The 13,746-nt window shown below is 73.3% G+C and carries 9 protein-coding genes; 3 read left to right on the top strand and 6 right to left on the bottom strand.

Annotated elements, in window-relative coordinates:
• Window positions 1-70 precede the first annotated feature (70 nt).
• Window positions 71-1,246 (top strand): peptidase C39 family protein, encoded by a 1,176-nt coding sequence (locus tag ABZS37_RS24975; protein ID WP_355172669.1) that lies wholly within the window; start codon window positions 71-73, stop codon window positions 1,244-1,246.
• Here ABZS37_RS24975 and ABZS37_RS24970 read toward each other — a convergent pair whose 3' ends face one another.
• Both ABZS37_RS24970 and ABZS37_RS24965 read right to left on the bottom strand, forming a co-directional pair.
• Window positions 1,247-2,530: a PQQ-binding-like beta-propeller repeat protein gene (locus ABZS37_RS24970; protein ID WP_355172667.1), complete on the bottom strand. Its 1,284-nt coding sequence runs from the start codon at window positions 2,528-2,530 to the stop codon at window positions 1,247-1,249.
• Complete coding sequence (locus ABZS37_RS24965) at window positions 2,527-3,801, bottom strand: PQQ-binding-like beta-propeller repeat protein (protein WP_355172665.1); 1,275 nt, start codon at window positions 3,799-3,801, stop codon at window positions 2,527-2,529. The genes ABZS37_RS24970 and ABZS37_RS24965 overlap by 4 nt, the downstream gene beginning before the upstream one ends.
• 127 nt (window positions 3,802-3,928) lie before the next feature.
• Here ABZS37_RS24965 and ABZS37_RS24960 point away from each other — a divergent pair, with 127 nt between their 5' ends.
• Window positions 3,929-5,818 carry a hypothetical protein gene (locus ABZS37_RS24960; RefSeq protein WP_355172781.1) on the top strand — a complete coding sequence of 630 codons (1,890 nt, stop codon included), beginning with the start codon at window positions 3,929-3,931 and terminating at the stop codon, window positions 5,816-5,818.
• Between the two features lie 12 nt (window positions 5,819-5,830).
• Here ABZS37_RS24960 and ABZS37_RS24955 read toward each other — a convergent pair whose 3' ends face one another.
• Window positions 5,831-7,813: a hypothetical protein gene (locus ABZS37_RS24955; protein ID WP_355172663.1), complete on the bottom strand. Its 1,983-nt coding sequence runs from the start codon at window positions 7,811-7,813 to the stop codon at window positions 5,831-5,833.
• 195 nt (window positions 7,814-8,008) lie between these two features.
• Between ABZS37_RS24955 and ABZS37_RS24950 the strand changes: the two genes are divergently transcribed.
• Window positions 8,009-9,163 (top strand): hypothetical protein, encoded by a 1,155-nt coding sequence (locus tag ABZS37_RS24950; protein WP_355172779.1) that lies wholly within the window; start codon window positions 8,009-8,011, stop codon window positions 9,161-9,163.
• Between the two features lie 70 nt (window positions 9,164-9,233).
• On the opposite strand, the gene dxs is transcribed toward ABZS37_RS24950, so the two are convergent.
• The 3 genes from dxs to ABZS37_RS24935 form a co-directional block, all read right to left on the bottom strand.
• The gene (gene dxs / locus ABZS37_RS24945; RefSeq protein ID WP_355172661.1) at window positions 9,234-11,183 is read right to left on the bottom strand and encodes a 1-deoxy-D-xylulose-5-phosphate synthase; all 1,950 of its coding nucleotides are present in this window, start codon (window positions 11,181-11,183) and stop codon (window positions 9,234-9,236) included.
• Between the two features lie 149 nt (window positions 11,184-11,332).
• Window positions 11,333-12,505: an anhydro-N-acetylmuramic acid kinase gene (locus ABZS37_RS24940; protein ID WP_355172659.1), complete on the bottom strand. Its 1,173-nt coding sequence runs from the start codon at window positions 12,503-12,505 to the stop codon at window positions 11,333-11,335.
• On the bottom strand, window positions 12,502-13,716 hold the full coding sequence (locus ABZS37_RS24935; protein WP_355172777.1) for a TRAM domain-containing protein: 1,215 nt from the start codon (window positions 13,714-13,716) through the stop codon (window positions 12,502-12,504). The genes ABZS37_RS24940 and ABZS37_RS24935 overlap by 4 nt, the downstream gene beginning before the upstream one ends.
• Between the last annotated feature and the right edge of the window lie 30 nt (window positions 13,717-13,746).

Raw genomic sequence — 13,746 nt, 5'->3', positions numbered from 1 at the left:
GGTCGGCGTTGCGGACCATTGCGGCGTACGCGATGCTGTCCGGCGGCACCGAGCGACGGGCGGACCTGGCATGACCATCGCGGCATCACCAACCCAGCGGGACATCGCCTACCGGGGTTTCCAGCTGCCGGACGACATGACGGCCAGCAGCGGTGACGGTCTGCTGGCCACCCATCGAGGGCTGGCCCTCGACGGCGCCGACCAGCGCGGCACCTGGACGTCTCCGCCGGTGCGGGTCGGCTTTACGGTCGCCGAGGTGGTGCCGTCCTGGACCGCCGACACCCCGGACGGCTGCTGGATCGAGGTCGACCTGCGCGGCTGGCACGGCGACGCGGCCAGCACCGACTGGTACCGGCTGGCCCGCTGGGCGGCCGACGACCACGCGGTGCGACGCGCCTCGGTGCCCGGGCAGCGCGACGGCGACGCCCGGGTCGACACCGACACCCTGATCGTGACCGGGGCGACGGTCACCGGTTGGCAGGCGCGGGTGACCCTGTGCCGGCCGATCGACAGCCCGACCGGCCCGAGGCTGCGCAGCATCGGCGCGGTCGCCACCGGCCCCGCTCCGACCGTCCCGACTGGTTCGACCGACCCGACCGACGAACCGGGGTACGACGCAGACGAGGCCGCTGCCCGTGGGCGGGTGTTGGACGTGCCCTGCTACTCGCAGCGGCTGCACGCCGGCCAGTACCCGCAGTGGGGTGGCGGCGGCGACTCCTGGTGCAGCCCCACCTGCACCTCGATGGTGCTCGCCTACTGGGGTGCCGAGCCGGTGCCGGAGCACTACGCCTGGGTGGAGCCGTCCGGCCCGCGTCCGGTGGTGGTGCACGCCGCTCGGCACTGCTACGACCACGCGTACGCCGGGGCCGGCAACTGGCCGTTCAACACCGCGTACGCCGGTCTGCACGGGGTCGACGCCTTTGTCACGAGGCTGCGGTCACTGGTCGAGGCGGAGGCGTTCCTCGCCGCCGGCATCCCCCTGATCGTCTCCGCCGCGTTCCGGGCCGACGAGGTGCCGGGGCTCGCCTACGACACCGGTGGACACCTCATGGTGCTGGTCGGCTTCACCGCCGATGGCGACCCGGTGCTCAACGACCCGTACGCCCCGGACGACGACACGGTCCGTCGTACCGTGCCCCGGCAGCGGTTCGAGGCGGTCTGGCAGCGCGGCAGCGGCGGTGTGGCGTACGTGCTGCGGCCCCCGTCGGTGCCGCTGCCCCCGCCGCCCGCCCAGGCGAACTGGTAGTCAGTCGGGCAACTTCCAGATCCGGTACGCGCCGGCCGGGGCGGCACCGCACACCAGGTGACCGGTGATCGCCTGACAGTCGCCGGTGGCCTCGGGCAGCACGTCCAGGACGCGCACCTTCCCGGCGCGGACGTCCACCTCGCCGAGGAGGACCCCTCCGTCGGGATGCCGACGGGTGCCGACCAGCCGGCCGCCGGCACTGAGTTGGTACAGGTCCCACCGGCCCAGGTCGGCCAGCTCCCGGCCGGTCAGCGGATCGAGCACGACGAAGTGCTCCGGCCCGTCCGCGCTGGCCAACACGTTGACGATCAGCCGACCGTCGTACGGCCAGGCCCACCCCCACCGGCTGTTGCGCCAGCGAAGCTCGCCGGTCGCGGCGTCGACCGCCTGCAGTTCTTTCTGACCGGCGCGCATACACAGGACGGGGCCACAGTCCAGCGCGAAGTCCACGAGGACGCCGACGCGGGCCCAGCGTCGGTCGAGCTGGTCCAACCCGTACGCGGTGACCGTGCCCGCGCCTCTGTCGATGGACAGCAACAGGTCCTTCGTCAGGTCCACAGCGATCGGACCACCGTCGGGCGGGCGCAGGTCGGCGCTGGACAGCACCGCACCGGTGATCGCGTCGCGTACCTCGACCGGACCGTCCACCTGGTTGAGCACGACCCGGTCCACTCCGTGCCCGGTGTCCCGAACGCTGACCTCGGCGGTGGTGGCGGGCAGTTGCCAACGCACCGTGCCGCAGCAGGGGTCGACCGCGCGCAGACTGGACGGCTCGGTCTCGCCGCCGGTACGCAGCAGCACGTTGCCGTCGGCCAGCTTGTAGGCGCCACCCGGCTGCTGCCACCGGTACGCCCCGGTCGCCCGGTCCAGTGCGATGGTGCGTGTCTCCCGACCCTCGGGGCCGATCTCGTACCCGGTGGCCAGCACCATCCCGGCCAGCTGGGTCATTCCCCAGTACCGCGCCTCCGCCGACAGCGGCGCCTGCCAGACCGGCTCAACGCCGGGCAGCCGGTACGCGGCCAGCCGCCCCTGCCGCGTCGGGCTTGTCGGCTCCATGACCAGGACGAGGTCACCGTCGACCATGACGTCGGCCCCGGGCCAGGCCGGCAATGTCACCGGGGCCCGCCGGGGCGGCGGCACGGCGGCGGAGGCGAGAGTGACCAGTACGAGCAACAGGACCAGCGCGCAGCGCAGCGGCCGGCCGTTGGCCCGGGGTGGACGGGGCAGCGGGTCCGGATCCGGCCCGTGCCGCAGCTCGCCGAGGTCGATCACCGGGCCGGTCACCGCGGCAACCGCCACAGCGCGGTCGAGCCGTCGGTACGCCGGCAGAGCAGGGTCGGCAGGGCCGCCTGGCAGCTGCCGGCGACACCCGGCAGCACGTCGCTGATCCGTGCCCGGCCGGCCACCAGGTCAAGCTCGGCGACGACCAGCCGACCGTCGTCGCCCAGCCGCACCCCGACCAGCGGGTCGGCGGGCCGGAGCGTCGGGATCAGGTTCCACCGGCCCAGTTCGGCCCGCACCTGCCCGGTCGCCGAATCCCGCACCGCGTACCGCTCCTCGGGCCCCACCATCAGAAGCCGGCCGTGCCGGACGTCGGCCAGCAGTTCCCCACTCACGTCCGACCAGCGCCCCGCACCAGTGGCGGGATCGAGGACCTGGAGACCGCCGGTCTGCTGCATCACGCAGAGCAGGCCGCCACAGCCGACCACATAGGACATCAGCGGCACCTCGGCCGTCCACCGCGGCTCCAACCCGGCCAGCCCGTAGCTCAGCAGTCGGGTACTGCCGGGTGGGGCGAGCAGCAGGAGGTCGTCGACGACCTGCACCCGCTGGAACGCCGATCGGTCGCCCGGCAGCGTGTCGACGCTGCCCAGCATCCGGCCGGTGCCGGCGTCGTGCACCTGCACCTCGCCCGTCGGCTGGACGAGCACGAACCGGTCGATCAGGCCGTCGGTCACGTGGTAGGAGGCGTTGGCGGGCGGTGGAAGTGCCACCGTCCAGAGCATCCGGCCGGTGTCGGGCTCGACCCGGATCATCGCGACCGGCCCTTCCTCTCGGATGTCTGTCAGCAGCAGGCCACCGTCGGCACTCGGTTGGGGAGCCCCCGGGTGCTGCCAGCGCTGCTGGCCCGTCTCGGCGTCGAAAGCGGTGGTCTGGAACACCCCGTTCGCGGCGTTGACCCCCATCGCCAGCACCAGTCCCCGCTCGACCCGGACGTCGAGGTAGTCACCGTCGCGGGCCAGCGACGCCTGCCACCGCCGCCGCACACCGGCGCCCGGCGACGGCTGGGCGTACGCGGTCAGGAACCGGTCCTCGTCGGGTGTCGCCGGGTCGACCACGAAGACGCCGTCCGCGGCGAGGTACACCGAGGCGCCCCGCGCTGCCGGCACCACGCTCACCGTCCGTTCCGACGGCGGTGTCGCCCCGGCCAGCACCACCAGGGCGAGCAGTAGCACCGCCGCGCTGCGCAGCGGGCGGCCAGCGGCGCGGGGCCGACGGACCGGAGGCACCGATGTCGGCTCGTCCCGGACCTCGCCCAGCTCGATGATCGACAAAGACCGTCCTTCCGTCACCGAGTACGGCTGGCTGACGCGTCAACGTCCGGCATATCGGCCGTGGGCGCACCGGCCCGGCAAAAGCGACGCACCCTCGCCTGTACGATGGCGCGTCGTGGCCGTGCCGGTGGTAAACCCTTCGCTGAATCCCGTGACCGACGCCGACCCGGTCGAGGTCGAGCCGACACGGCGGCCTCGACGCCGCCCGGCCCGAGCCGACCTGTTGGCCCTCGGAGCCTATGTGCTGCTGGGCATCTTCGTCTGCCTCAACTACTGGGGTGACGTCACCGGCCGGGTCTCCTCGCACCTGCCCACCGACCACAGTTGGTTCGAGTGGCTGTTCGCGCACGGCGCGTACTCGGTGCGGCACCTGGAGAACCCGCTGTTCACGGCCCAGCAGAACGCCCCGGACGGGGTGAACATGATGGCCAACACCTCACTGCTCGGGGTGACTCTGCCGCTTGCCCCGCTGACCATGCTGCTCGGCCCCCAGGTGATGTACGCGCTCTACCTGGGCGGGGCGTTGGCGGCCACCGCCGGCACCGGGTACTGGATGCTCTCCCGCCACCTGGTGCGCTCCCGGGCGGCGGCCTTCGTCGGCGGCGCGTTCCTCGGTTTCGCGCCGGGAATCATCCACCACGCCAACGGCCAGCCCAACTTCGTGTCCAACTTCCTGCTGCCGCTGATCGTGGTGCGGGTGCTGCGCCTGGGCGAGCCGGGCCGCTGGCGGCGCAACGGGCTGGTGCTCGGGGCGCTGGTGACGTACCAGATCTTCATCAACGAGGAGATGCTGCTGCTCACCGCGCTGGCCTGCCTGGTCATCGTGCTGGCGTACGCCGTGCAACGGCCGGCGGCCACGCGGGCCGTCGCCGGCACGTTCCTGGCCGGGCTCGGCGTCGCCGGCGGGCTGGCCCTGGTGCTCGCGGCGTACCCGATCTGGTTCCAGTTCAACGGCCCACAGTCCTACCGGGGTCTGCAGGGTGGCGTCTTCCACAACTGGGGCGAGGACCTGGTCGCCTTCGTCACCTTCGCCCGGGACACCTGGGCCGGTGACCCGGAGGTGGAGAAGACGATCGGGCTGACCGAGCAGAACACCTGGTTCGGCTGGCCGCTGGTGCTGCTCTCGCTGGTGGCTCTCGTGCTGCTCGTGCGCCGGTCGCTGGCCACGCGGATCGTCGCGGTGCTCATCGTGGTGTTCAGCGTGGCCGCGATCGGGCCGTGGGTGCGCTTCAACGGCGTGGAGACCGGTGTGCGCGGCCCGTGGTCGTACGTGTCGGACGACCTGCCGCTGGTCGAGATGATGATGCCGACCAGGTTGACGCTGGTGGTCGCCGCCGCGGTGGGCGTACTCCTCGCGCTGACCTGGGACGCTGCGTACCGCCAGGGGCGCCCGGTGGCCGACCGGCCCCGGGTGCCGGCCCAGCGGACCGGCGAACCGGCCCCGGCGGCGTCCGACGACGCGGCCACGCCCACGCCGGTCGCGGCGCGCCGTCGGTGGCTGCGCCCGGTGGGGTACGCGGCGGTCGCCCTCGCCGTCCTGCCGCTCTTCCCCCGGCCGCTGCCCGCCCAGCAGATGGACCCGCCGCCGCACTTCATCACCGCCGGCGGTTGGCGGCCGTACGTGCCAGCGGGCCGAACCCTGGTGCCGGTGCCGATCCCGAGCAACGTGCACGGCCTGCCGACGTTGCGCTGGAGCGCGCTGACCGAGCAGGAGTTCCCCGTCCCGGGCGGCTACTTCATCGGCCCGAACGAGCTGGGCGAGGGCGTGTTCGGCGCGCCGAACCGGCCCACGAGCAGCCTCGTCTACTCCACGATGGACCGTGACGCGGTCCCCGTGCTCACCGACGAGAACCGCCGCCAGGCCGTCGAAGACCTGCGCTTCTGGCGGGCGTCGGTGGTGGTCCTCGGGGCGCACCCGCGCGAGGCGGTGCTGCGCGAGCTGGTCACCGGCCTGATCGGGCCGCCGCAGCGCGTCGACGACGTCTGGGTCTGGGACGTCCGCGACCTGGTGGGTTAGCCGCCGCCGGGGTCAGCCGGCCAGACCCCGGACGTCCCACACCCAGACGTCCAGCTCCTGGTGTCCCGGGCCGACCAGCTCCTCGACCGTACGCCGCAGCGGCTCCGCGTTGTGCTGCCGCACCGGCAGCACCAGGATCGCCGCCCGCCAGTGCCGCAGCTCGTCGGTGAATCGACGGCGCTGCCGGTCGTCGAGCTTGGGCGTACGACCGGTGGCCGCCACCTCCTCCAGCGCCTGGCCCACCCCGCTGGGTCGGCCGCCGAACCGGCCCGGGTCACCGGTGTTGCCGTTCCGGGGTGCGAGGAAATAACCGCCGGGGATCTTGAAGTCGAGGTTGGTGGCCGCCGCCCAGCGCATGCCGTGCGTGTTGCCCATGCTGGGCACCGGGATCGGCACCAGCGTCTGGTCCGGCCCGACGTACGCCCGCCAGCGGTCGGCGGTGATGAAGTCCGGCACGGGCGGCCGAGAGACCACCCGCAGCGGCATCGGAGCGATCGGCAGCAGCGCGAACACCAGGCCTGCGGCGGTGAGCATCCGTACGGTGCGCTGGTCGGCCGGGCGCAGCGCCCAGGCCCGCTCGACGGCGAGCGCGAGCAGCAGACCGATCACCACACTGGTGATCAGACCGAACCGGGTCGGCACCACCGCGTCCAGCAGCGGCAGGTGGACCAACCACTGCCAGGGCCCGCTGACCAGCTCCCGGTCCCACCAGGAGACCCGCTCGCCGAGGGAGAGCACGGCGAAGAACAGGCCGGTCGCCGCGAGCGCCCGAACGATCAACTCCCGGCGCAGCCAGACCACGATGCCGATGGCGAGCAGCGACAGGCTCCAGCCGAAGAAGGCGTTCTCCTCGGAGTAGTTCGGCGCCAGGTTGATGTTGGCTCGCTGGTTGCCGCCCAGGGTGGGCGAACCGGGGGCGAAGAAGGCGGCGATGTCGTTGCCGTAGTCCCGCACCGCATCGCTGAGCCCGTGGTAGGCCATGGGCCCGGCGAACTGCACGTACAGGGGGTACGCCAGCAGTGCCCCGGCCAGCAGCGCGCAGGTCACCACGCCGGCGCCCAGGGGTCGCCACGCCGCCCGCCAGCGGACCGGCTCCTGGGCCAGCACGGCCAGCAGGAAGACCCCGCAGGCCAGCGCCGTGAAGAGCAGAATCTCCTCGTTGATGAACGCCTGCGCCACGACCAGCAGAGCGAGCAGCGCCCCGTCACGGACCGGTCGGCGGGACCGGGTGAGGACCAGCACCCGCCAGACGATGAAGGGCAGCAGGAACTGGCTGATGATGTTCGGATGCCAACTGGCGTGCGAGAGCATCGCGGGCGAGAACCCGCAGAACCAACCGCCGACCGCCGCCGCGAGCGGGGTACGCACCAGGTTGCGGGAGAGCATGAGGTACCAGGCCATGGCGGTGCCGGCGAGACCGAGGGTCACCAGCAGCACGAAGGAGACCGCCGGCCCGAAGAGCAGCGTCACCGGGACCATCGGGATGCCCAGCGCCAGCACGGCCGTGTTGGCCATCAGGTTGACGCCGTCCGGGTAGTTGAACTGCTCGGTGTAGAACGGGTACTCGCCATGCAGCACCACGCGTACCGAGTGGGCGAGGAAGAACTGCACCTGGGCCGGGTCCCCGGTGTAGAGCGAGGCCACCCGGCCGGACGGGTCCAGCCAGATCCGGCTGGTCACCCAGAGCGCGGCGAGCAGGAACAGCCCGCCCACCGCGAGGTGCTGCCGCCGCCGAGTCCACCGACGCCACCACGCCCGCGTCGGTACGGCCACCGCGTCCTCGGCCGGCGCATCCTCGGGCGGGGCGTCCTCGGTTGGCGCGGCGAGTGTGGAGCCGGTGGCACCGCGGGCCTCGACCGGTGCGGTGGATGTGCTGGTCAGCGCGGCGGGGCCGGCGAAGAGGCCGACCGGAGTGCGATAGCTCACCATCTCGTCGGAGCCGGCTGCCGCCTCCGAATGCGGCGCGGGCAGGGCGCGGGACTCGGCAGGCGTCACAGTCGGCGGAGTCTACCGGAGCAACCAAAACGCACTAAAGCCCCGGTGGTGTCCAATGTGGTGGGTCTGGCGACGGCCACCTGAGGCCCCGCATCGGACATCTCGTACTATGGCGCTTTCCGACAGCGATGGCGAGGCGATCGGAGGGCGGGCCAGGTGACTCCAGGCCGTCGGTACGGCAGGGCGCTTCCCGTCCTGCTGAGCGCGCTGCTGGCCACCACGGCCTGTGGTTCGGGGGCCGACCGGAAGCCGCAGGACCTGCGAGTCGGGTACGACAGCCTGGATGGCGCGCTGGCAGTGTGGCCGCCCCGAGGCGACCTCTCGGGTGACGCCACGGCGACGAGAGCGGTCACCGAGGCGGTCCGTGCCTGGCGGTCGCCGGCCGACGACCGCGCGCACCTGCCGTCGTCCGGCATCCTCTTCTCCGGTCGGGTCGACGGCGCCCCGGTGGCCCTCGTGGCCGCCGACGTGCCGGGCGAGAGCGCCTCCTGGCTGCTGCAACTCACCCGCGACGGCGACCGGTACGCGGTGACCCGCGCCACCGAATACACCGACCCGGGTTACCTCGTCTACTCCGACGTGCTGCCGGTGCAGACCGCCGGCGGCCGGCGCTACCTGGTCTCCGCTCGGGTGCAGACGCTGGTTGGGCCACAGGATCGGACGTTGACCGTCGCTGACGGCCTCAGCGCGCCGGTCGACGTGCCGTCCTGCACGGCTGTCGCCGTGACCGCGACCCTGAAGACCACCGAGTCACTGCCCCGCGGGCGGGCCGCCGACCGGCTGCTCGACCTGGGCACCGGCACCGTCGATCCGCGCTACCCACTGGTCCGCGACGAGTCCGGCACGGGACGGCGGGCTCTCACCGGCCTGGACACCTGCGTGCTGGCCGGCGACCGGGGTCCGTTCGGCAGCATCCCGCGCCGGATCGGCGACCGGGATGCGCCGCGCTCGGTGCCGACGTCCTGGCCGATGGCGAAGCTCACCGTTCGGTCGCTCGGTGAGGTCGCCCTCGGCGGTGGCGAGGCAGCCGAGTTGCAGCAGCTCAGCTGGGACACCGACGCCGGCGCGATGACCGCCGTTGTCTACCGACCGGCCGACGGGAGCGCGCCGGTCGTCTCGCCCGCCGACCGGGCCACCCCGTTGCAGGCGTACCAACTGCCGGTGCCCGGTCAGCCGCTGGTGGTGCTCAGCTGGCGGCCCACCCGGGACAGCTCCCTGTCCGTTCCGCCGGGAACTCCCCTGCTGGTCGAACACCCCGGCCTGGTGGTCATCCCCAGCCCGCCCCGCACCCAGACCTACAGCCTCGCCAACACCGACAAGACCCACTACCGCTCAGTGAAACCCCACTGACCCCACCAGAGGGCGTGACGCGACGGCGGGCGGTCCCCGGAGGGGCCGCCCGCCGTCGTCGTGTTGTGGGTCAGTTCTGCGCGGAGGCGTTACTGGTGGGCGTCAGGCGGTCCGGGGCGGCATCCAGGCCGGAGATCCAGCCGGTGACGTTGCGGGCCACGTCCTGGGCGGTCAGGCCCAGGTCCGAGAGGATCTGGGCGCGGGTGCCGTGCGGGTGCCAGTCGGCTGGCACGCCCAGGTCCTTGAGCGGCACCCGGACGTCGGCGTCGCGCATCGCCTGGGCGAGCGCGTCGCCCACCCCGCCGACCCGGACGCCGTCCTCGACGCTGACCACGAGCCGGTGGCTGGCGGCCAGCTCGACCAGCTCAGCCGGGACCGGACGCACCCAGCGGGGGTCGACGACGGTGACCCCGTAGCCCTGCTCGGCGACCCGGGCGGCCACCTCCATGCCCAGTTGGCCGAAGGAGCCGACGGCAACGAGCAGCACGTCGGTACGCGCCGACTCGGCCAGCACGTCGACCGGGCCGACCCGGCGCAGCGCCGGCAGGTCCGCGGCGACCGCGCCGGTCGGGAAACGCACCACGGTCGGGCCGTTGTCGACGGCCATCGCCTCGCGCAGCTCCTCCCGCAGCGTGGCGGCGTCGCGGGGAGCGGCGATCCGCAGCCCGGGCACCACCCCGAAGACCGACATGTCCCAGATGCCGTAGTGGCTGGGGCCGTCCGGGCCGGTGATGCCCGCCCGGTCCAACACGAAGGTCACCGGCAGCTTGTGCATCGCCACGTCCAGCAGGACCTGGTCGAAGGCGCGGTTGAGGAAGGTGGCGTAGACGGCGACCACCGGATGCAGGCCGCCGAGCGCCAACCCGGCCGCCGAGGTGGCGGCGTGCTGCTCGGCGATGCCCACGTCGTACACCCGCTCGGGGTACTTGCGGGCCAGCTTGGCGATGCCGGTCGGCTCAGCCATCGCGGCGGTGATGCCCACCACGTCCGGCCGCTCGTCGGCGATCGCGACCAGCTCGTCGGCGAAGACGTGCGTCCACTTCACCGACGGGGCGGCCAGCAGCGCACCGGTCTCGACGTCGAAGGCGCTGCCGGGGCCGTGCAGGCAGTCCGCCTCGTCCTCCTCGGCGGGGCGGTAGCCGTAGCCCTTCCGGGTGACCGCGTGCACGATCACCGGACCGCCGAAGTTCTTCGCCGCGCGCAGCGCCGCCTCGACCGCAACCACGTCGTGCCCGTCCACCGGGCCCACGTACTTGATGCCGAGGTCCTCGAACATGGCCTGCGGGGCGACCGCGTCCTTGATGCCCTTCTTGACCGCGTGCAGCACCTCGTACATCGGCTTGCCGACCAGCGGAGTGGAGCCGAGGGCGTCCTTGACCGTGTCGAGGACCTTCTCGTAGCCCGGGTTGAGCCGCAGCGACGAGAGGTGGTCGGCCAGGCCGCCGATGGTCGGCGAGTAGGACCGGCCGTTGTCGTTGACCACGATCACCAGGGAGTTTCCGGCGGTCGCGATGTTGTTCAGCGCCTCCCAGCACATGCCGCCGGTGAGCGCGCCGTCGCCGACCACGGCCACGACGCTGCGCGCCTCGCCCCGCAGGGCGTACGCCTTGGCCAGGCCATCGGCGTAGGAGAGCGCGGTGGAGGCGTGCGAGTTCTCGATGAGGTCGTGCTCGCTCTCCGCCTGGCTGGGGTAGCCGGAGAGGCCACCGCGCTGGCGGAGCTTGTCGAAGCCGGACTGGCGCCCGGTGAGGATCTTGTGCACGTACGACTGGTGGCCGGTGTCGAACAGGAGCCGGTCACGGGGGGAGTCGAAGACGCGGTGCATGGCCAGCGTCAGCTCGACCACACCGAGGTTGGGCCCGACGTGCCCACCGGTGCGGGAGACCTTGGCGATCAGAAAGTCCCGGATCTCGGCGGCGAGGACATCCAGTTCCTCAACCGACATCCGCTTGACGTCCTGCGGGCTACGCACCGTCCCCAACAGCCGGCCGTGGTTGGCCGTGTCCTCTTCAACACTCATGACCAGAGAGTCTATCGGCCGTGCGGTACTCCGCAGCCCGGCCCGAGCCCGGCTCACCCGCGGCCGACGGCTGAGCGCCTGGTCAGAGCCCGGTCGGCCCGGCGCGGGCGATCTGCCGCGTGCCTGGTCAAGGCCGGCTGCAACCCTCATCAGGCCCGGATGCGCAGCCGGAGCGGCGGGTCGGTCGGGATGCCGGGGTACGCCGGCCCGGCCGGTGTCCACGAGCCGAGCACAGCGCCCCGGGTGGCGCCGGTCACCGACGGGATCGACCCGGGCAGTCCGTGCCAGGACAGCCAGCCGAGCAGCGCGAAGGCGTACGCCTCCTTGGCCTGCGCGGGGACGCCCAGCTCGTCGCTGCGGCGCAGCCGCCACCGGCCGGCACCGAGTGCGGCGAGTCGACCCAGCAGGGTGGGATTGCGCACACCACCACCTGCGGCGACCACCTCGACCACGCCGTGCCGATCGCACTCGGCGGCAACCACCCGCGCGGTCAGCTCGGTCAGCGTGGCCAGCAGGTCGTCCACCGGCACCTGCGCACCGAGCGCGGCAAGGTGCCGGTCCAGGTAGCCGGCGTGGAACAGCTCCTTGCCGGTGGACTTGGGTGGTGCTGCCGCGTAGTACCGCTCAGCCAGCAGCGCGGCGAGCAGCCCGGGGTGCACCCGGCCGGCCGCCGCCCGCGCACCGTCGAGGTCACACGGCCGGCCCAGGAAGCGTTGGGCCGCCGCGTCCAGCAGGGCGTTGGCCGGGCCCACGTCGTACCCGAGCACCGGGGCCCCGGGCGCGACCACGGTGAGGTTGGCGATGCCGCCAAGGTTCAGCGCCGCGCGCGGCCCGGCGGCACCGTCGAGCAGCAACGCGTCGAAGGCCGGCACCAGCGGCGCGCCCTGCCCGCCGACGGCGATGTCCGCCGAACGCAGGTCACTGAGCACCGGTACGCCGACCCGGGCGGCCACCCGGGCCACCGCGCCCAGTTGCAGGGTGCCCAGGGCCACCCCGTCGGCGACCCAGTGAAAGACCGTCTGACCCGGAGAGACCACCGCGTCGGCGCGCCCACCGGCCAGCTCCACCCCGACCGCCGCCGCCTCGGCGAAGACCTCGCCCAGACGGTTGTCGAGCCGGCAGACGGCCTCGATGGTGGTGGCCGCCGGGGGCAGCAGCGCGGCGATCTCGGCCCGCAGCCGCTCGTCGTAGTCCAGGCCACGATGCCCCAATGGCCGCAGCCACAGGGTGTCCCCCTCGACGCTGAACTCCGCCGCGACGACGTCCACCCCGTCATACGACGTCCCCGACATCAGCCCGACGACCGTCAGCGGGTCACTCATGCCGGCGGGAGCAGCAGCCCGACCTGCTCGACGTGCTGCGTCATCGGGAACAGGTCGAAGCCACGCAGCGCGGTCAGCCGCCAGCCGAGTTCGGCGAAGGTGCGCACGTCCCGGGCGAAGGCGGCCGGGTCGCAGGCCACGTACGCGATCGCCCGTGGGCCGGCGGCGACCAGCGCGCGGACCACCGGGGCGCCCGCCCCGGCGCGCGGCGGGTCGAGCACCACCACGTCGACCGGGCCGGTGATCCGTCGGCGGGCCAGCGCGGTCTCCACCCGGGCCGACACCACCTCGACCCGGGGCAGGTCGGCCAGGTTCTCCCGGGCGGCGGCGACGGCCTGCGCCGCGGCCTCCACGAGGGTCACCCGGCCGGTCGCACCGACCCGGGCGGCCAGCCCTGCGGCGAACAGCCCGGCGCCGCCGTAGAGGTCCCAGGCGACCTCGCCCGGCTGGGGATCGAGCAGTTCCAGCACCGCCGTGGACAGGGTGTCCGCGGCGGCCGGGTGCACCTGCCAGAACGCGGACGCGGGCAGCGTCCAGTCCCGTCCGGCGGCCACCTCGCGGACCTCGGTCGGCCCACTCACCGGGGTGGGCACGCCGTCGCGGACCTCCGCGACGGTCACGTCCCCGCCGGTGCTGGCGATGGTCTCCACCGCCTCGGCGGCCGGCCAGCGCGCGCCGGTCGGCATGAGCACCGGCAGTTGCTGGATGGCCGGGTGGGCGATCCGGCAGCGGTCGATCGGCACCACCTCGTGCGAGCGGTGCTTGAGCAGGCCGGCCCGGTCCGCGGCGTCCACCGCGTAGCGGACCCGGGAGCGCCAGCCCAGCAGCCCGCCGGGCAGCGCCTCGACCCGGACGCCGAGCCGGTCCAGCTCGACGTCGGTCAGCCCGCCGAGACGGACCAGTTGTTCGCGCACCACGGCGGTCTTCCAGGCCAGCTGCGCGTCCGGGGCGACGTGCTGCAGGTCGCAGCCACCGCAGGCGCCTGGCTTCGCGTACGGGCAGGGCGGCTCGACCCGGTCCGGTGAGGGTTCCAGCACGGTCACCGCGTCGGCCCGGACGAACCCCCGGTGCACCTCGGTGACCTCGGCGATGACCCGTTCACCGGGCAGCGCGTGCCGGACGAAGACCACCTGCCCGTCCACGCGTGCCACGCAGTGCCCGCCAGGGGCGACCGCGTCGACGGTCAGCTCGACCCGTTCCGTCTCGACCAGGCCACGCTCCGACGTCGGAGGTGTCGTGGT

This window comes from Micromonospora sp. NPDC005413 (genome assembly GCF_040606435.1).
Lineage (GTDB): Bacteria > Actinomycetota > Actinomycetes > Mycobacteriales > Micromonosporaceae > Micromonospora.
Note: the sequence above shows the minus strand (reverse complement) of the source record. Positions and strands in the feature narration are given on the sequence as shown.

Coding starts and splice junctions, on each gene's coding strand:
- ABZS37_RS24975 (WP_355172669.1), top strand. CDS start 71: ATGACCATCGCGGCATCACCAACCCAGCGGGACATCGCCTACCGGGGT.
- dxs (WP_355172661.1), bottom strand. CDS start 11,183: ATGAGTGTTGAAGAGGACACGGCCAACCACGGCCGGCTGTTGGGGACG.
- ABZS37_RS24940 (WP_355172659.1), bottom strand. CDS start 12,505: ATGAGTGACCCGCTGACGGTCGTCGGGCTGATGTCGGGGACGTCGTAT.